Source organism: Rhizobium aureum (assembly GCF_030182495.1).
Lineage (GTDB): Bacteria > Pseudomonadota > Alphaproteobacteria > Rhizobiales > Rhizobiaceae > Rhizobium > Rhizobium tropici_C.
The window spans coordinates 28,633-46,869 of sequence record NZ_JAQJCI010000010.1 but is presented as its reverse complement, the minus strand read 5'-3'; the positions used below and the strand labels follow the sequence as shown (position 1 = coordinate 46,869).

The 18,237-nt window shown below is 58.5% G+C and carries 18 protein-coding genes and 1 pseudogene; 3 read left to right on the top strand and 16 right to left on the bottom strand.

The window, feature by feature from the left end:
* Nucleotides 1–48 precede the first annotated feature (48 nt).
* The 7 genes from PH552_RS21705 to PH552_RS21675 form a co-directional block, all read right to left on the bottom strand.
* The gene (locus PH552_RS21705; protein ID WP_179613272.1) at nucleotides 49–1,119 is read right to left on the bottom strand and encodes a sugar ABC transporter substrate-binding protein; all 1,071 of its coding nucleotides are present in this window, start codon (nucleotides 1,117–1,119) and stop codon (nucleotides 49–51) included.
* Nucleotides 1,120–1,210: 91 nt separating this feature from the next.
* Nucleotides 1,211–1,615 (bottom strand): cupin domain-containing protein, encoded by a 405-nt coding sequence (locus PH552_RS21700; protein ID WP_028753499.1) that lies wholly within the window; start codon nucleotides 1,613–1,615, stop codon nucleotides 1,211–1,213.
* Nucleotides 1,615–2,082, bottom strand: coding sequence for a cupin domain-containing protein (locus PH552_RS21695; RefSeq protein WP_285166282.1), 468 nt, complete (start codon nucleotides 2,080–2,082; stop codon nucleotides 1,615–1,617). Before PH552_RS21695 ends, PH552_RS21700 begins: the two co-directional genes overlap by 1 nt.
* Nucleotides 2,083–2,091: 9 nt before the next feature.
* Nucleotides 2,092–3,594, bottom strand: a complete 1,503-nt coding sequence (locus tag PH552_RS21690; RefSeq protein ID WP_179613274.1) for an aminoacyl-histidine dipeptidase — start codon at nucleotides 3,592–3,594, stop codon at nucleotides 2,092–2,094.
* 299 nt (nucleotides 3,595–3,893) lie between these two features.
* Entirely contained in the window at nucleotides 3,894–4,799 is a 906-nt protein-coding gene (locus tag PH552_RS21685) for a LysR family transcriptional regulator (RefSeq protein ID WP_028753502.1), read from the bottom strand.
* A 344-nt stretch (nucleotides 4,800–5,143) separates the two neighbouring features.
* The gene (locus PH552_RS21680; RefSeq protein ID WP_028753503.1) at nucleotides 5,144–5,887 is read right to left on the bottom strand and encodes an SDR family oxidoreductase; all 744 of its coding nucleotides are present in this window, start codon (nucleotides 5,885–5,887) and stop codon (nucleotides 5,144–5,146) included.
* An 11-nt stretch (nucleotides 5,888–5,898) separates the two neighbouring features.
* Complete coding sequence (locus PH552_RS21675) at nucleotides 5,899–6,681, bottom strand: SDR family NAD(P)-dependent oxidoreductase (protein WP_179613275.1); 783 nt, start codon at nucleotides 6,679–6,681, stop codon at nucleotides 5,899–5,901.
* A 449-nt stretch (nucleotides 6,682–7,130) separates the two neighbouring features.
* Here PH552_RS21675 and PH552_RS21670 point away from each other — a divergent pair, with 449 nt between their 5' ends.
* Nucleotides 7,131–7,982, top strand: coding sequence for an SDR family NAD(P)-dependent oxidoreductase (locus PH552_RS21670; RefSeq protein ID WP_028003123.1), 852 nt, complete (start codon nucleotides 7,131–7,133; stop codon nucleotides 7,980–7,982).
* A 31-nt stretch (nucleotides 7,983–8,013) separates the two neighbouring features.
* Nucleotides 8,014–8,715 (top strand): RibD family protein, encoded by a 702-nt coding sequence (locus PH552_RS21665; protein ID WP_028003124.1) that lies wholly within the window; start codon nucleotides 8,014–8,016, stop codon nucleotides 8,713–8,715.
* A gap of 112 nt (nucleotides 8,716–8,827) precedes the next feature.
* Here PH552_RS21665 and PH552_RS21660 read toward each other — a convergent pair whose 3' ends face one another.
* Nucleotides 8,828–9,601, bottom strand: coding sequence for a DeoR/GlpR family DNA-binding transcription regulator (locus tag PH552_RS21660; RefSeq protein ID WP_179613276.1), 774 nt, complete (start codon nucleotides 9,599–9,601; stop codon nucleotides 8,828–8,830).
* 223 nt (nucleotides 9,602–9,824) lie between these two features.
* Here PH552_RS21660 and PH552_RS21655 point away from each other — a divergent pair.
* Nucleotides 9,825–9,990, top strand: a pseudogene (locus PH552_RS21655) (Re/Si-specific NAD(P)(+) transhydrogenase subunit alpha); the annotation flags it as partial.
* A gap of 105 nt (nucleotides 9,991–10,095) precedes the next feature.
* Here PH552_RS21655 and PH552_RS21650 read toward each other — a convergent pair.
* From PH552_RS21650 to PH552_RS21615, 8 genes are all read right to left on the bottom strand, one after another.
* Nucleotides 10,096–10,962, bottom strand: a complete 867-nt coding sequence (locus tag PH552_RS21650; RefSeq protein WP_179613277.1) for an N-acyl homoserine lactonase family protein — start codon at nucleotides 10,960–10,962, stop codon at nucleotides 10,096–10,098.
* Nucleotides 10,934–11,440, bottom strand: coding sequence for a hypothetical protein (locus PH552_RS21645; protein WP_234705240.1), 507 nt, complete (start codon nucleotides 11,438–11,440; stop codon nucleotides 10,934–10,936). Before PH552_RS21645 ends, PH552_RS21650 begins: the two co-directional genes overlap by 29 nt.
* Nucleotides 11,437–12,480 carry an aldo/keto reductase gene (locus tag PH552_RS21640; RefSeq protein ID WP_179613278.1) on the bottom strand — a complete coding sequence of 348 codons (1,044 nt, stop codon included), beginning with the start codon at nucleotides 12,478–12,480 and terminating at the stop codon, nucleotides 11,437–11,439. Before PH552_RS21640 ends, PH552_RS21645 begins: the two co-directional genes overlap by 4 nt.
* 254 nt (nucleotides 12,481–12,734) lie before the next feature.
* The gene (locus tag PH552_RS21635; RefSeq protein WP_013984677.1) at nucleotides 12,735–13,691 is read right to left on the bottom strand and encodes an L-threonylcarbamoyladenylate synthase; all 957 of its coding nucleotides are present in this window, start codon (nucleotides 13,689–13,691) and stop codon (nucleotides 12,735–12,737) included.
* Between the two features lie 121 nt (nucleotides 13,692–13,812).
* Entirely contained in the window at nucleotides 13,813–14,793 is a 981-nt protein-coding gene (locus PH552_RS21630; RefSeq protein ID WP_179613279.1) for an aldo/keto reductase, read from the bottom strand.
* Between the two features lie 3 nt (nucleotides 14,794–14,796).
* Nucleotides 14,797–16,080: a 3-oxo-isoapionate-4-phosphate decarboxylase OiaX gene (gene oiaX / locus PH552_RS21625; RefSeq protein ID WP_013984675.1), complete on the bottom strand. Its 1,284-nt coding sequence runs from the start codon at nucleotides 16,078–16,080 to the stop codon at nucleotides 14,797–14,799.
* Between the two features lie 5 nt (nucleotides 16,081–16,085).
* Nucleotides 16,086–17,120 (bottom strand): aldo/keto reductase, encoded by a 1,035-nt coding sequence (locus PH552_RS21620; protein WP_013984674.1) that lies wholly within the window; start codon nucleotides 17,118–17,120, stop codon nucleotides 16,086–16,088.
* Between the two features lie 64 nt (nucleotides 17,121–17,184).
* Nucleotides 17,185–18,183 carry a substrate-binding domain-containing protein gene (locus PH552_RS21615; protein WP_051264136.1) on the bottom strand — a complete coding sequence of 333 codons (999 nt, stop codon included), beginning with the start codon at nucleotides 18,181–18,183 and terminating at the stop codon, nucleotides 17,185–17,187.
* Between the last annotated feature and the right edge of the window lie 54 nt (nucleotides 18,184–18,237).

Here is an 18,237-nt window from a genome sequence, read left to right as displayed (position 1 = left end):
TTTTTGAGTGGGCGGCCCCGCGCGAGGCGGGGCCGCGTACTGTCACATCTACTTCTGCTGGACGTAGACGTAGTCGTTCTGATCGAAGGTCTTGATGTTCTTCGCATCGTAGGTTTTGGGCGCCACGAAGATCTTCTTCGGCAGGGCGGTGCCCTTCATCACGAACTCATCCACCGCTCGAATGATGTTGCGACCTTCTTCCTTGGCCCCGGTGTCGACCGTTGCTGCAAAGTCGCCGGTGAGGATCGCGTCGTTGGCTTCCTTCATATTTTCGTAGCCGACGATTGCCACCTTGCCGTTCAGCCCCTTAGCCTTGAGAGCCTGCAGACCGCCAAGGGCCATCTCGTCGTAGAGCGCGACGAGGACTTCGATATCGGGGTTGGCGGTGAACATGTTTTCAGTCACCGACAAGCCTTGGGCACGCACCCAGCCAGCCGGCTGCTGAGCGACGATTTTGAAGTTGGGGTGCTTCGAGATGACCTCGTTGAAACCCTTCATGCGCTGGCTCGTATGCGGACCGGGCAGGCCCTCCAGGATCCCGAGCTTGACTTCCTTGTCGCCATAGGTGTCAACCAGCCATTGCGCCTGCGCACGACCACCGTCACTCTGGTCGTAGCCGATATCGCTGACATAATATGGGTTATCCGCGACGGGTGAATTGAAGAGGAAGATCGGAATGCCCGCATCGGTGGCGCGCCGGATGGAGGGCAGCAACGCGCCTTCGTTGTATAAGGCAACGGCGATCGCATCCACACCGTCGTTAATCCAGGCTTCCATGGTCCTGATCTGGTCGTCCGTGGCAGACTGGCTGCTCGGAGCTTGCACGAGAAGCTGGATAGTGCCGTCGCCACCGCGCTTGTCGATTTCTTCTTTCACGCCAGCCAGAACACGCTGATAGTAGGTGTCCATCGCCGTCGGCAGGAAGCCGACCTTGAGCGGGCGGTTATCCTTCTTAGCGGGTTTGACTTCCTGGCCTGTGGGCTTGATGTCCTTGTCCATCAAGATGCCAGGAAACACTTTCGAATAATCCAACTGCTGTGCAAGCGCTGGGCTGAAGGAAAGCGAAGCGGTGAGCCCGAGAGCAGTACCGAAGATTAACGTCCGTCTGAAAATTGTCACATGATCCTCCCTGGTGGTGACAAGACAAAGTTTTCCCAACCGCGGAACGGGTCCGCGGCGAAGCTTGGCAATCTGAGATTCAATCTTCGGCTTACAGTCCCGGTGCGATCGTGAAGACCATCCGGATTGGGTTGGAGCCGTAGTTTAGGCACTGGTAGCTGATGCCGCCGGGCAGGAAGAAAGACTCGCCGTCACGGATGTGAAAGGTTTCGTCGGTATCCGCCAAATAGAAGGTCGCGGGGCCTTGCAGGACGTAGAAGACTGCGTCCCCTTCATGGCTGTCGGGCTCGCTCGCGCGCGGTCCAACGCCACCCACAGGGATAGTCAGTTCTCCGACGTGCATGTAATCGTTGCTGACGCAGAACTGTATAAGAACGGGATGATCGCGGCCGGAGACCATGTTCAGACGATCGCTTTTAGCGACCTTCACCAGGTCGCCCCTCTTGCGCGCCTGTGCGCCGTCTACCGGATAGGTTCCGAGTTTCTCAAGGCTCATCACGCTCTCCCTTCGTGCTTATAGAGGCGCGTCGGCCCGTCATAACAGGTCGGAGGGCCATTCTCGTCCCAGATACGCGGTGCGATGCAAAACAGGATAACTGCAGCCTTGTCGCTAAAGTTATAGCCGCGATGCGGAGCGCCCTTGGGGATAAGCACCGCGTCACCGGGTCCGAGCTCTTCGGTCTGCCCGGTTCCGGGGTTTAGGAGATGTACAACACCTTCGAGGACATAGTACACCTCGTCACCCGCGTGAATGTCGGCCGGGTCGAAGTTGCTTCCCGGCGCGAGCTGATAGATGCCAGTGGTCTGCTGGTCCGTGCTGGCGAGCAGGTAGTTGAGGTCGCTCGAGTACGGCTTCGTCCCCGTATAGATGAACATCTTGTAGCTATCGCGCGTCAGATGGACCGGCTTCTTTTCGCTGGGCGGATGTGGGAAATTGCCGAAGTAGCTTGGCAGTTTTGGCATTTTAGTACCTTAGGTCCGGAGTTCGCGGAGCAGCGACTTGAGAAGCCGCCAGGTCGGATCGACTGTCGTGTGGTTGAGGCGCTCGCGCGTGGTGTGGACGTCGAACGCTTCCGGTCCGATCGACAGCATGTCAATGTCAGGAACCTTCTTTCGAAAAAGGCCGAGCTCGAGACTGGAGTGAGAGACTTCCACATGTGGCTGCTCGCCGAACTCGCGCTCGTAAGCGGCTTTGGCGGCGTTGAGCATTCGCGAATGAGGATTGTATGGCCATTCCGGGCAATCCGCGAATGTCTCCACGCTCGCGCCGTTGCCGATGAGTTCTGACAGCTGCCGGATTTTGTCGACGATGTTGTAGCGACGGGAGCTGACGGCGCTTGGGACCGTATTGACGATTTCGATGGCCTCTTTATCGCTTGAAAGCAACGCCACGGTGTTGGAGCTCTCGACGAGGCCCTCGACTTGAAGGCTTTTGCTCTGGACGCCGTTGGGAAGCAGGTTCAGGGCATCGACCAGCGCCCGGGCGGACTGAGCCGAGAAGACTTCAGTAATCTGCCTCCCTGACTCGCTGACTGTGACCTTGAGGTTGGGATCGCTTGCTTTGTACTCAAGCGCAATCGAAGCCGCTTCCGCTTCAATTCTCTGTCTGAGATCGACAATCCGCGAGGCATCGATCGAAATGATCGCCTCCGCCTCACCCGGGATAACGTAACGGTTCACGCCACCCTTGACTTCGGCTACGCTGGCCCCAGCATCCCGGATGGCAATCCGGAGCAGCCGTCCGAGCTGGACGATGGCGTTAGCGCGTTCAAGATGGATGTCGAATTCGGAATGACCGCTGCTCAGGCCGGAGATCCGCAGCGAAAGGGCGGCCTGCCCCGAAACGCGCGGTTCGCACTGAACCGGAATCTTGAAGCGCACTGAAATATCGCCAGCGCAGCCTGCGAAAAGCGACTTGGGATCGTGCCAGTTCATGTCGAGAAGGCGCTTACCGCTAAGCTTTGTGCCGTCGAAGTGTTGTGCGCCGCCCTTGCCGACTTCTTCTTGAACCGTCAGGACGACTTCAAGCGGCGGATGCGGGATATCGTCGGATGCCAGCAACGACATTGCGAAAGCCACACCAACGGTGTTGTCCGCCCCAAGGGTTGTCCCCGTCCCATGGATGAAATCGCCGATAACCTGAAGTTTGATGCCTTCGTTCTCAAAGTCGTGGTCAACACCCTCGTCGCTCTCGCAGACGATGTCGGTATGCCCATGAAGAATGACGGTCGGCGAGTTTTCGTAGCCGGGCGTTCCCGGCTTCTTAATGAGGAGATTGTAAATCTCGTCCTGGTAAACCTCGAAGCCGCGCGCCCGGGCAAAATCGGCGATGTGATCGCTAACCTGCTTCTCGTTGTAAGAACCGCGCGGGATCGCACTTAGCTCTTCGAAAAAACCAAAGAAGGTCGCCGGCTCGAGACCAGCAAGAATAGAATTATCGCGTTTATCTACAGTTTTTCCAGCGGGGAAACTCATTCGGCCCTCCTCCCAATACAGCATCTGAGCAATACTTCTTTGCTCGCCGAACATAGTCCGGCGACCTCGTAAACCGTATCGCGATCATCTTACGCGCTAAGGCGATCCAGGTTCAGATGCCCTCCACGCATCGAACCATCTCCGCTTTCAGCTCCTAATTCAAACGCAATATTTCATAAAATAGATGAGCTTTTTTCATCTGAATCTGTTATGGTATAAGCTAACGTATCCATTGACGCGGGCCCGGCAAGAATGGACTCTCACCTGCAGCGATTTGGGGCTGGCTTTGAGCCGTCACTTCAATCGTCCGAAAGCGGCGCCTTAAGGTGGTCGAGAAACGTCCGGAGCGCTGACGGCACCTGTCGGTGCGAAACATAGTATGCATGAAAACCCGGCCCAGTAGACGACCAGTCCGGCAGCACCACTTCGAGCAGACCAGCCGCGAGTTTGTCCTCGACGCGTGCGCGCAGGCAGTAAAAGAGACCGCCCCCCTCCTGCGCCATGCGGATGGATAGTTCTGAATCCCCGAGCGTGAGCAGTCCGGGAACGTCAAGCGCAACCATGCGATCGCCGTCGCCAAGTTCCCATTTGCAGACGTGGTCCGTACCGGTTCGGATCCGGATGCACTCGTGCGTCAAGAGATCTTCCGGCCGCTCGGGCCGCCCTCGTTCGTTGAGATAGGTTGGAGAACCGACCACGACCCATTCAAGTTCGGACGTCAGACGCGACGCGATCATCCCCTCGGGAACTGTTCCCCCATAACGGATGCCCGCGTCAAAACCTTCGGCGACCATATCGATAAAGCGATCCTCGACGCTGACTTCGATCTCGACATCGGGGTAGTTGCGGCGAAAACTGTGCAGTCGAGGTGCGATCAACAGCTCGGCGGCGTCACGCAGCGTGGTCACTCTCACCCTGCCCGTAGGCCCGCTCCTGAAACTATCCAGGAGATCCATCGCAGCTTGGATGCCGAGGAAATGCGGCTCCAGTTCGGCAAGCAGTACTTCGCCGGCGGCGGTGAGACTGATGCTCCTGCTTGTCCGATGAAACAGACGGACGCCGAGACGGGCCTCCAAACCCCTAATCGAGTGGCTGAGAGCGGAGCCGGAAACGCCGCGAAGCGCGGCGGCCTTTCGGAACCCCCCCGCCCGCGCGATCGCGACGAAAGTTTCAAGGTCGGCCAGATCGGCCCGCGTCGATACCATGAGTGATGGATACTCGCACTTGTACTGAATAAGATCGTCCTTGCCGACGCCGACCTTGCTTCAGGCGGCTGGCGTCTTCAATCCTAATTCAACTAACCCTGTCTTTGGTATGTGATGAGCACGGAAGCAGTCAAAAATTTGATCTTAGTTGATGATCCTGGGAGCGACGACGGGAGATGGGCCGGGTCGCTGAATAATGCGAACCTCCGGGATTAGATGGTCATGCAATGAAGATCCTCTTGTCCACAGCCACGAGAAACGGCACCGGTCGGAACGAATACCACCTCCGCGCGGGCGGCCTGGCAGTCCCGGAGGTTCAAGTTCTGAGCTTTCGAAAACGCCGGCTACCAGTCCTGCCGGGTTGGATGGACGACAATGTCGTTGATCGTGATCTCCGGGGGCTGATCTAGGGCATAGACCACGGCTTCACCCACCGACGACGGCGGAATACCCTGCTTGTTGAGCTCTCCGGCGATCTTTCTGCCCGTCTCGTCATGAACCTTATCGGCCCAGCCGGTATCGATCACGCCAGGGCTGATCATCGACACCTGGATCCCACTTCCCACGCCCACCTCCTTTCTGAGGCTTTCGGTGATACCGCGTATGAAGAACTTCGTGGCTCCGTAAACGCCTGCCGCCTCGCCGACATGAACGCCGGCGATAGAGCTCATATTCAGGATGCGGCCGGACCGGCGCTCCAACATCGACGGCAGAACGGCGGCAATCGCATGCAGATAGCCACGTAGGTTGGTATCGATCATCTTGTTCCAATCGCCGACCGCGGCATCCTTCCAATAGGAAAAGAGCATGAGGCCCGCATTGTTGACTAATATATCGACCGGGCCGTACGTCGTCGTGGCGAATGCGACCAGGGCCTTGGTACTCTCAAAATCCGTGACATCGGCAACCTTGTAGCTGGCAATACCTCCCGAACCGGCGATGTCTTCGACAATCTGACTGAGGCGTTCCTCATTGCGGCCGGCAAGGACAACGCGCGCACCTTTTTCCGCCAATCCTCTGGCGGTCGCTGCTCCAATGCCCGAGGAAGCTCCCGTGACGATTGCGACCTTGTCTTTCAGATGTGCCATGATGTGCTCCTTCACTGCGGTTGGGTCAGTTCGGCTTGCCGGGCGGCTTTAACAGGCTCTGGGGTTGTCCGGTTTTCCAACACCTGCCGCTTGGTTTTCTGGTCTCCGCCGACGACATGGTCGATGTCGTTCATGAGGGCCTCGAAGCCCTGCTTGGCGACGAGCGTCTTGTCGTTTTTCTGCTGGCCACCGAGCTTCGTATCGCCCATCCCAGCGTTCGCGTGGAAGTCGCTGTTGGTGGCGCCCGGAAGGAGTGCCGTCACCGTGACCCCGGTCGAGCGCAACTCCTCGCGCAGAGATTCCGCGAACATGTAACCGAATGCCTTCGACGGGCCGTAGACGGTTTCGTATGGCGTGGGCAGGGTCGCCGAAACCGAGGATGTGATGAGGATCCTGCCGCGGCCGTTCTTGACCATATGTTGGACGACGCGTTTGGCCATATGGACGGTCCCAGTGACATTGATTGCAAGCAGGCGAAACTCATCCTCGAGATCGTTATCGACGAAGGCGCCGCCGATACCGATACCAACGTTCAGAGCCGCGGCTTCCAGTGGGCGCCCCAGCCCCTGCGTGAAAGTCCAGAACCCCTCAACGCCATCGTATGTCGAGGCATCCGCTTTGAACGGATACGCTTCGGCGTAAAGGCTTCGTAGCGCATCGGCGGCCTCGTTTACCTTGTCGCTTGAGCCTGAAATAGCAACGTCAAATCCATTCTTGGCGAATTGTTTGGCAAGCTCGAAGCCTATTCCAGATGAACCGCCCGTGACCATTGCGAGTGGTTTATTACCAGTCATGATTTCACTCCTTTGGTTTTATCAGCACCACGATCGCCTCGAGGCGCTGGTGACCTAATGCCCGTGGAGCCGGTTGGTTACATGAGCAAAATCGATCGGGGCGGTGAGCAAAAATCAACCACCGATCTGGCAGATACCAGGAGTGAGGGACCTTTTGGTCGCGTCCGCAGCCAAATTGACGAGGCATTCCCGACGTCACGAAGGCACCCAAGAGTGAACACCCCTCATCGGTGCGTGCGATCCAGCTCACTTCAAGTGGTCGGCGGAGTGGCCTATGTTGTTAGGAGGATGAGCTGTCGTTCGCAGCCAGCAGATATGGTCCGACCACACAAGCGCCCGCGTAGCGCTGGTGCGCTTCTTGCGCTGGTGCCTTCGGCCGAGAAAATCCACCGCGACGGCGTGTCCGGCACACCTTCCAGCGGTGACGTCCAATGACGGGAAAGACAAAGATGAGCGAGAGAATGAACAGTATCGTTGCTCCTGGCCGCGTTGCGGTCATCACGGGAGCCGCGAAGGGCATCGGCTTGGCAATCGCGAGGGCTCTCGCGGCCCGCGGCATGAAGCTCGCATTGTTGGATCTCGACACCCACGCACTTGATGATGTTACCTCGACACTCGATACGGACACTCTGGTTGTGAGCGGCGACGTCTCGGATCTATCGACACTGACGAGGTTGCAGGACGAAACGCTCTCTCGGTTTGGCGACGTGGCCATCCTTGTAAACAACGCGGGCATTACGCAAGGAGCCGGCCCCTGGGATGATCCTGTAAAGTGGCGACGCCAGATCGATGTAAACTTCGGAGGTGTTCTAGCCGCACAACACGTCTTCGTGCCCTACCTGATCAAGGCAGCCCGACCATCGGCGGTCGTCAACCTCGGCTCCAAGGAAGGAATTACAACTCCTCCAGGCAATGCCGCCTATTCGGTGGCAAAGGCAGCTGTCAAGGTGCTGACCGAACAGCTGTCGCACGAGCTTTTGAAGGAGACGGGAGGTCGTGTATCGGCTCATCTCCTCGTCCCTGGCTACACGTGGACACCCATGAACATCGCACTCAAGCCGAAGGGCGCTGCCAGGCCCGATGAGGCATGGACCGCAGAGCAGCTGGTGGAATACTTCCTGGCCCGTCTGCTCGACGAGGACTTTTACATCATTTGTCCTGATAACGCGGTCACGTCTGCGATCGATGCCAGACGGATCCGCTGGGCGGCCGACGACATGATCCTGAACCGGCCGGCGCTTTCACGCTGGCACCCCGACTGGATGGATAAATTTGCAGCCTGGTTGAAGGTAGGCCACTGACGGTGGAATGTTTGTAGAGGAGCGTAGTCCAATGCCTAGACCCTATGTAATCTGTCACATGATGTCGCCGCTGGATGGCCGATTGATCGTCAATGATTGGGCCGAGGCAACCGGCCATTCGGTCGATGAGCTCGTGAAGATCTATGACGACCTGCATGAGAAGATCGGCGCCGACGCCTGGCTTTCGGGAAGAGCGACGGGAGAAGAGTTCGCGGACGCCGTCGACCATCCCTATCAAACAACCGGCACGGCCGCGCGACCGATCCATATCGCCAACCCGGATGCCGACGAGTTCGCTGTTATCGTTGATAAGGACGGTCGGCTACGCTGGGACAAGAACGACATTGAGGGGGCTCACCTTGTCGTCCTGACAGGATCTGACGTGGATGATGCTTACCTGGCGGGCCTCACCCAGGCTGGCGTTTCCTATATCGTATCGGAGAAAGATGGCGTCGATCTGAAAAACGCGCTCGACGTTCTCGGAACCGAGTTCGGTGTGAAGCGCTTGATGCTGGAAGGCGGGGCGCAAACTAATGGCAATTTCTTGGATGCGGGTCTTGTTGACGAGGTCAGCCTAGTCATCTTCCCTGCGATCGGAGGCAAGTCGAATACACCGGCCATATTCGAGGGCGGTGAGGATGGGCTTGCCGGCGGGGCGAGGCTCACGTTTATCAGCGCCGAAGCCGCTGGCCTCGGCTCCGTCCATCTGAGATATCGCGTTGGACGTCCGTAGGAGACGTCCATAGGAGAAGACTGTAGAAGGGATCCCCCCAATCGGAGGGCCCAGCTTGAGATGGACAGGTGCCGCCTTGCGCGGCATCTATCCGAAGGATTGTTGGCGATATTCACTTGCTCTCCTGCGATGCCACTCGAAGTGGCACATTGGCTCCTTCCAAAGCCGCGCGGACGTCGACTGACGGTTCCTGGTCGGTGATGATAACTTCGAACTCGTCAATGGTGGCCAGGACATGAAGAGCGGTATGATTGAAGCGCTTATGGTTTAAGAGCAGGCAGCGACGCGCGGCGCTTGCAATCATCGCTCGCTTCGAGCGGACAACGTCATCATCCATATGGTAGACGCGCAATCCAGAAACTGCCGGCGTTGAGATAAAGGCGATGTCGGCGCTGAGACGCGACAGTGCCTGTTCGGCGACGACGCCGAAAAAACCATTGAACTTCATCGAATAGCGTCCACCGACCGCAATCAGGTTGATCCCTGATTCCGTCTTGAGCCGATCGATGACCGCCGCATTGTTGGTGATCACCGTCAGCGGCCTCCTCTGTGGCAGCAATTCCCCGAGCACCGACGCCATAGATCCGTCGTTGACCATCACCGTCATGCCGGGCTCGACGAGTTCAAGGGCGGCCTCGGCCATCCGGCGCTTGGCCTCGCCCTCCTGCTGCTGGCGAAACCGGAAATCGCTTTCGAAATGGCCTCCTGTCTCGATCGTTGCCCCGCCACGGACCTTGCGAAGCATCCCTGCCCGCTCAAGATCATCTAGATCCCGGTGGATGGTCATCTTGGATACAGCGAACCGATCGGATAGGTCGTCGAGATCCACCACCCTCTGCGCGACCAACAGGTCCATAATGGCCTGCCTCCGATCATCTCTCTTCATATTTTAGTCCTCCGGCGCACTAATCCGATCCTTTAACATCAAGATCCGCCGCTACAAATCACATGCAAACATCATTTTTCGTTAGTTTGTCTTGCTCTATTCGACAACGCCACTGACGCTGCTGGCATACTGGGACACGTGAAGACGCATGATGGCGCGATTGCACCGCTCCATGCATGGCCGAAGGCGCTCATTTTGTAACGAAACAGGATGGTTTGGGGGTTCAAGCGCAAATGTCATCGCCATGGAGATGGTCCCGCGCGTCAGCCGCGCACGGAAGATGGAGGCCTTGTCCTCCATGGTCAACATCGCGGGCTACCGGGCCGTCATCAAAGCGGGCGCGAATATAGGGCTTCTTCACCGGGCAGATCACCGCAGCGGGCAAGGTGTTTGGTAAAGGCCTGTGTCACTGACACCCGGCCTTTTCTCTGCTTATCGCCTTGGGAGGACGATTGTGAACGATGCAGCTTGGTGTTCGCGCTGCTTCAAATCGATCAAACTCTTGATACGTCTCCGTCGGCCACACAAATCTCGACGAGCATGAGCTGGCGATCCGTCAGGCGCGACGGATAGATTTTTGACAGCTGCTCCTCGTGCATGGGAACGATTCGTCGTTCGTCCATACCAACGATTTTGAGCATCTCCTCGGCGGACTCGATCAGACGTGTCTGGCTGCCATTGGCAAGGCCCGGCGGCACAAAGCAGGGATCGGTGGCGTCCTCACCCGTGAGGTTGCTGTAGGTGTAGATGACGTCGCCGGACAGGACAAACTTGCCGTCTCCACCGCCCGTCTCCACCACCACATATTGCGACCCTGCGGTATGGGTGTCGAATGCCGGATAGACATGAACGCCTGGCACTAGGTTTTCCCGCTCTCCCTCCACCAGTTCCAGGCGGCCTTCGATATTTGCCTGGGTCAGATAGAGGATATCCGCCGGATTCAGTCCGGCCTGCAATGAACGGAAGCGCCGACCCTTTGCCAGAATCCACATCCAGGATTCCAATTCTTTCTTCTGAATGAAAATCTTAGCATTTGGGAAGAACTTTAGGCCGCCAATGTGATCGAAGTGCGCGTGCGTGAGGATGACATACGTGACGTCTTGGGGCCTGATCCCGCATTCCCCGAGAACGATTTCCGGAGGCGTCCAACCGGTAACGCCGATTGAGTTGGCGATCTGGCCTCCGAAATCGGCGGCGTCGTGACCGGCATCGACCAGAACGACTGCATCTCCTGACTTGATGAGTATGTATGCGAACGGCAGGTTCATCGTGCCCTGATTATGGGCGCCGTAAAAAACCCCGCTGACCGGGTGCACCGGGCTTCGAGAGTATTCAAGCACCCAGATCGAATGCGTTCCCATGGTCTTCCTCCCCATGTCCAAGTAGGGACCCTCCACAGCATGCTGTCGTGTCGAAGGTCGACGTGCCTAAGATGGCGGCCGATCGTTTCAGCTCGATCGCCGCATTTGAAAGCAGCCCCAGCAGGGGTGCATCTGAAACCAGGACACCGCGCTGCAGGTGCTCCTCCGCCTCGACAAGCAGGCCATCTGCCCGTCCAAGATGGGAGAGTGCGTGGCCCTGCCCCGCGAGACCGCGCAAGCCCGCAAGCGAGGAACGGACGGATCGCTTTATCTCTGTGGCGCGATTGGCGAGTTCTCCAATCAAGAGGCGCATGCTCTTCTCCCTCAATGCCATATGCATGAAGGAGTAGATCGCGAGGAGCTCGCCATATGTCCTGACGAGCGCCTCGAGGCATGCGCGCGCCTCCGGCGATGGAACCGAACCCACGAGCGCTTCACAGCGGAAGCCGCCGAAAACGGTGCCTCCGCTGGCCATCATCGTACAGCCGTCGGCAGCGGAGCGTTTGACGGAAGAAGGCTCGCCTCAGTCAAAGCGTCCCAAAATGCAGCGGGTATTGTCTCGTTGATCGCCTTGACGTTCTGCTCGACTTCCAATGCGCTCTTTGCACCCATGACCAGCGTGGCCACTGCCGGATGCGCATAGACGAATTGCATCGCCGCTGCAGGCAAGCTCACCGCATATCTTAAGCAAATGCTCTCGATGGCCTTGACCTTTTCGACGACGTCCGCCGGAACCTTGCCGTAATCGTAAGTGGCCGCGGGACCGCTTACGCCGGTCGCGAGGATCCCGGAATTGAAGATCCCGCCGGCGATCACGGAGACGTTCCGCTGGAGCAACTCGTCGAACGCGGCCTCAAGCGGGGCATGATTCAAAAGGGTGTAGCGGCCGGCGATCAACGAGCAGTCGATCGGAAATTCACGGGCGACACCCACGACAGACTCGGTCTCGTTGACACCCAGACCAATGGCCGATACGGCTCCGCTGGAGCGAAGTTCGTCCAGTGCCTTGTAACCGGAGGCCCGCAACTGGTTCCAATAGAATTCGCTCTGGTCGCCGTGCCATGCCCGACCAACGTCATGCACGAGAAGAACGTCAATATAGTCTAGGCCGAGGCGCTGTTGGCTGTCTTCGAATGCACGCATCACGCCGTCATAGGTGTAATCGTAGGTATCGAGAAACGGAAGCGGGTCGATCCACTCGATGCCGTAGACGGTCTCTAACTTCTTCGTCCTGCTTGCGGGCTTCAATACGCGTCCGACTTTGGTGCTTACCACCACGTTTTCGCGCAGCTTGTTCGCCCTGAGGGCATGGCCAAGATAATGCTCCGACTTGCCGAATCCATACATCGGCGCGCAATCGAAATAGCGGATGCCGGCCGCATACCCGGCGAGGATCGTCGCTTCGAATTCGTCGTAGGAGACATCGGCGTTGAAGCCAGAGAGCGGCACTGTGCCTAGCCCAAGCGAAGTTACCTGCACTTTGCTTTTTCCGAGCGGCCTAGTTTCAAGTTCGGTCATGTGATCATCCCTAGATGTCGATAGGAGGCGTCGAAGCGATGTAGCTTCCGCCATGCCGTCATTGTTCGGGTAAAGCCCGTGTCCCAAATGCGCGTCATGTCGCCGGCGTCTGCCGCCAACCACACCAGAAATGCTTGATGGACCTCCGTGGCCTGACTCCTCAATCGGCAAGTAAGGTATAAGGTCATACCTATAGAGGCAAGCGTTTTTTGCATGCCGCCATCCGCATTTTGCGAATTGCTTAAAAATGCCGCCTACGCGCAACGGGGCGCGGCAGCTCGTCTCAGCCGATCGTTGATTGCCCTGCCAAGGCCAATCAGAGGCACAGGGGCGAATGCAATCACGTCACTCGCGCCGGCCAAGGCGTCGGCTTCACTCATGGCTGTGTAGAGGTTGCGGGCAGCTTCCTGAAGGTCACCGGAAGAAGACAGCGTCAATTGACAGCCCTCGCACTCCGGTCCGAAACCGACCCAGACCATATTGGCGGCAGGACGGTCGACATTCATCTGAACGGCGGCTTCCGGAGCATAATGGCTCTTTAGCTGGCCTGGTGCCGAGACTTTTTGGGGCCCAGTGTCCTCGTCAATCGGGCCGAGTAAAGCTTCCAGTGCCTCCCGCGGAACTGACCCGTGGCGTAGAATGATCGGAGATCCGACCAAAGACAGAATAGTCGATTCCAGGCCGTGATCGCATATGTCTTCTTCCACGATTCCCGAAATCCGTCCGTCCAACTGGCGGACAACTTCCACGAAGCGGGTCGAGGTGACCTTCCCGGAACGATTGGCTGAAGGCGCTGCCACCGGAAATCCGACGGCCCGGATCAGCCGTTGGGCGACACTCGACGAGGGAAATCGGATTGCGACATTTTTCATGCCCGCGGTAACTGCGGTTGCGAGCCCCGCGTCTTCCCGCTTTGGCAGGAGCAATGTCAGAGGTCCCGGCCAAAAGCTGGCAGCAGCCAACTCTGCCTCCGGATTGAAATGTGCCATCCTGCGCGCCATTTCCACGTCCGAAACGTGGATAATCAGGGGATTATGCCGCGGGCGTCCTTTGGCTTCATAGATGCGCTCGATCCCGGCGGGGCTGCTGGCGTCCGCGCCGAGCCCGTAAACCGTCTCCGTCGGAAACGCGACAACTTCGCCATTTCGCATGAGCCGGGCGGCAGCTTCAATCGCGCTGTCGCTGACGTCAAAATGACGGGTGGTGGCCATCTTTTTTCCTCGCGCTGGTTCTGGAAGGGAGCAGAGATCGATACGACCAAAGCCATTGGCTCAGGAGGCCCGGTTCGGCGTGCCTCCTGACAGCCTCAACGTCGTCCCCGCTGAGCCAAACTCAGTTCAAGCCGACTACGCTATGCGGCACGTATGGCTCCTCGAGTTCGCGGACCTCGTCGTCGCTTAGCTTGACGGCCAAGGAAGCGACGGCATCCTTCAGATGCTGTAGCTTCGTTGCGCCGATTATAGGAGCCGTCACGCCCGCCTTTGTGTTAAGCCACGCCATCGCAACGAGGGATCGCGGGACGTTCTTGTCCTCTGCAATCTTTGCGACGACGTCTACGACGCGGCGATCCGCCTCGTCCGCGTGACCGTAGAACCGAGCGGTGACATTGTCGGTCTCGGACCTCAAACTGCTTTCCTCCCAAGGCCGGCTGAGGCGCCCGCGAGCCAGCGGACTGAACGCGATGATCCCCACCCCTTCAGCTTTACAGAGCGGCAACATCTCCCGCTCTTCCTCGCGATAAAGGAGGTTCATCTGAGCTTGCATCGAAACGAAACGCGACCATCCGGCAGCGTCCGACTTGTAGAGCGCGCGCGCAAACTGCCATGCGTAACAATTGCTGGCTCCGATGTAGCGAACCTTGCCGCTTCGAACGAGATCGGTCAGCGCTTCCAGCGTCTCTTCAATCGGGGTCGAATTGTCCCAGAAATGAATTTGGTAGAGGTCGATGTACTCGGTCGCCAGCCGCTTGAGGCTGGCCTCAGCCTCCGCGATGATTGCTTTGCGGGAAAGTCCGACCGCATTCGCTCCGTTGCGCATCTTGCCGTAGACCTTGGTGGCAATGACAACCTCATCACGCTGCACCATCTCCCTGAGCAGCTTGCCGATGATCTCCTCGCTGGTGCCGTCCGAGTAGGCATTGGCCGTGTCGAAGCAGTTTATGCCCTGTTCGAGTGCCTCTTTGATAAATGGCCTACTGTCGTCTTCGGACAAGGTCCAAGCATGGTTGCCGCGATCGGCGACGCCGAAACTCATGCAACCAAGAACCAGTTGCGAAATTTTGAGACCTGACCGGCCAAGCTGACGATATTCCATCTGTCATCTTCCTTCTGATACGGTTTTAGAGCCGAACTTGGCGAGCGACTGCGCCAGCTCTGGATGAGATTTGGCATATTCATGGAGATCGATTCCGGCGACCGCGGCATCCCAGGCCGCACGAACCGCTCTGACACCCGCCGACGGCCCGCCGGGATGGCTGACGACGCCACCACCACAAAGGTAAAGGTGGTCAAGCGTCTGCTCCGTCCTTCGATAGGTCTCAGGCGCCTGTCCACCCCATTGACCCGAACAAACGACCGGTAACGGGCGGTCGGCATCACTGAAGATCGGTTTCTGGAGATCATGGAACGACTGAACGAAAGACGCGTCCGGCTCCCAGTATTTGGCGGCAATGCCGTTGATCTGGAATTGGTCGACGCCGAGAAGTCGCCAAAGCTGTTGGTAGACCGAGAAATCGAACCCAAGACCAGGATGTCGGGTGAGAAGATCCCAGCCGTTGCGATGGGCGTGCAAGACAAGGGACGACCGCCGACGCAGGAACAGAAAAGCGCCCATGCCGATCGAATTGATGTTGATGACAGCGGCGTTTCCACCCTCGCGCACGACCAAGTCGTGCTTGCGAACCATCTCGTCGGGATCGACGTCGGAAATGCCGAAGGCATACATCACCTTCTTGCCGGTGCGCTGCTCCTGATCCCGGATGATCGGCATGATCGCTTTCACCCGCGCCTCCAACGAGGAGTACGGTGGCGACATCAGTTTCTCGTCGTCCTTGATGAAGTCGACACCGGACGCGACGAGTTCAGCAACCACCTGCGCCGTTTCGTCCGGGGTGAGGCCGAGCGCGGGCTTGATGATCGTGCCGATGATTGGCCTATTGTAGACGCCGGTCAGACGCCGGGAGCCTTCGATCCCAAATTGAGGCCCCGGGTAGACGCCTTCAAACTCTGGAGGCAGCTGCAGGCCGATGACCCTCAGCCCGGTGAATTCCTTGATCGACCAGACCCCGCCCAATGCAACCGTGGTGACTGCCGCGAGGTCAGTTCCGACGGCCTCCAGGGGATAGGCGATTGTTGTCTCCGCTCGGTTGAAGACTTCGCCCGCTGCAGGGAGCGAGGGAACCTCGACAGAGTCCAGTTTCTCGAAAGCGACCACGCGCGCGGCCGCGCGCGCCTTCAGTTGCGGCGTCTCTCCGGGCAGGTCAACAAATGTACCCGTCGACTGGTCGCTTCCGATCTTGACCGCCAAGGCCTCAGCGCTCCCGGCGGTCTCAATCCGATAGGTGACCAGAATGTCCGAGGGCCTGCGCTGAGCCAGATCCATCGCTATCATGCCTCCGGAACTGGCGCGGCTTCAGGGATGAGGCCGGACGACTTCAGGTCGGCCCAGAACGCAGCCGGAACCGGCGTCGAGATCGCGGCGACGTTTGCGGCGACGTGTTCGGGCGCCAGCGCTCCCTGTACCACTGCGGTCACTGCAGGATGTGCGTAGACAAATTGTGTCGCTGCAGTCGCAAGCGAGACGCCATGGCGCTCGCAGACGGCTTCGAGCGCCTCGACCTTGCGGACGATCGCTTCAGGCGCGGGCTGGCAATCGTAGGTGCGGGTGGTTGTCATCGACTTGCTACCCTCGGCGAGGATGCCGGAGTTGTAGATGCCAGCCGCAATGATACCGATGCCGCGACGCTGCATTTCTGGATAGAAATGGTCGAGAGCGCCGTGGTTGAGCAGGGTGTAGCGCCCGGCGACCATGGAGCAGTCGAGATCAAATTCCTCTGCCACCTGCAGGACCGACGCGGTTTCATTGACGCCGAGGCCGATGGCCTTCACGGAGCCTGTGCTGCGCAGCTCGTCACACGCCTTGTAACCGCTCGATCTCAGCGCCGAAAGGTGGGTGCTATACGCCTCGCGGTGCCATTCGCCGCTCACGTCGTGGAGATAGAGGATGTCAATGTGGTCCATACCCAGGCGCTGCTGGCTATCTTCGAAAGCGCGCATGATGCCGTCATAGGAATAGTCGTAGTCATCGACGAATGGCAGCGCCTTCACCCAGTCGATGCCGTAAAGGCTCTCGGCGCGCTTTGCGCGGCTTTCCGGCTTGAGTATCCGCCCCGCCTTGGTGCTGACCACGACCTTGCCGATGAGATCGTTGTTGCGAAGGACATGGCCGAGGGAATGCTCGGACTTTCCAAGGCCGTAAAGGGGCGCGGTGTCGAAATAGCGGACACCCAAGTCGTATGCCTTGAGGACGACCGCCTCGAAAGTCTGGAAGCTCACATCGACATTGCACCCACCGAGCGGCGAGGTACCCAGCCCTAGCGAGGTCAGCGTCACATCGGTCTTTCCAACTTTTCTCTTCAACATGATGGTCGATCCTATTTCCCTGGTGTAAGGCGGACGGCCGTATGGGCCGTCCGCCGTTGTCCGATTACATGTACTTCTCGACATTGGTGGAATCGAGCACGAGCCACGGCACGACGTAGTCCTTCTCGGTGCCGCCCTTCCATTCCATCAGCGAGCCCCAGATTTCGGACTGCGGCTTGTAGCTCTCGCCCTTGATCGCCCGCAGTGCGAGGTCGACCGCGCCCTGGCCTTCGGCGCGGGCGTACTTGTAGAGGCTGACCGCCATCTCGCCCTTCTTCACGGCGCGCTTTGCGTCCGGAATGCCGTCGATCGCAAGAACGGGAACGGTCTTGAGATCGATGCCGGCGCTCTTCATGGCTTCGATCGCGCCAAGCGCCATCTCGTCGTTTTCCGCAAGGACGCCGTTGATCTCACCCGGGTGTGCGAGCAACCAGTTCTCCATGAGCGCCTGACCCTCGGCGCGGCTCCAGTTGCCTGTCTTGTCTTCGATGAGCTTGAGGTTCGGGAACTTGGCGAGACCAGCGTCGATGCCTGCGCGGCGCTCGATCTGGGCCGACTGGCCGATCGGACCCTCCATGAGGACGACGTTGCCGCCGTTCGGAAGGCGCTTGGCGAGTTCCTCAGCGATGATCTGGCCGCCTTCGGTATCGTTAACGATGATGGACGCGGTGTATTTCGTCGACTTGGTCTTGAGCGCCGACACGATAAGCGGGATTTTCGCTTCGGCGGCCTTTTCGATCGGCGGCGCCGAGGCCTCGAGGTCGAACGGTGACATGATGATCGCGTTGAATTGTTGGGTGATCGCTGTGTCGATCTGGTTCGCCTGTGTCAGTGGATCATACTTGCCGTCGAAAACGGTGATCTCGACCTCGCCCGATTTGACGGCGGGATGGTTCTGGATTTCCGTCGACCAAGCCTTCATGTACTCGCCGGACTCACCGAACGAGAGAGCCGCGATCCGAATTTTGTCCTGCGCGAAGGCGAAGTTCCCGCCAGCCAACGTCGCTACGGCGATTGCCATACCCACACCCGCATTGAGCAGGTTCCTCCTAGACATCTGCATTTCATATTCTCCTCTGGTTTAAGATACGTCCGGACGCGACACGCTGGGCCGGAC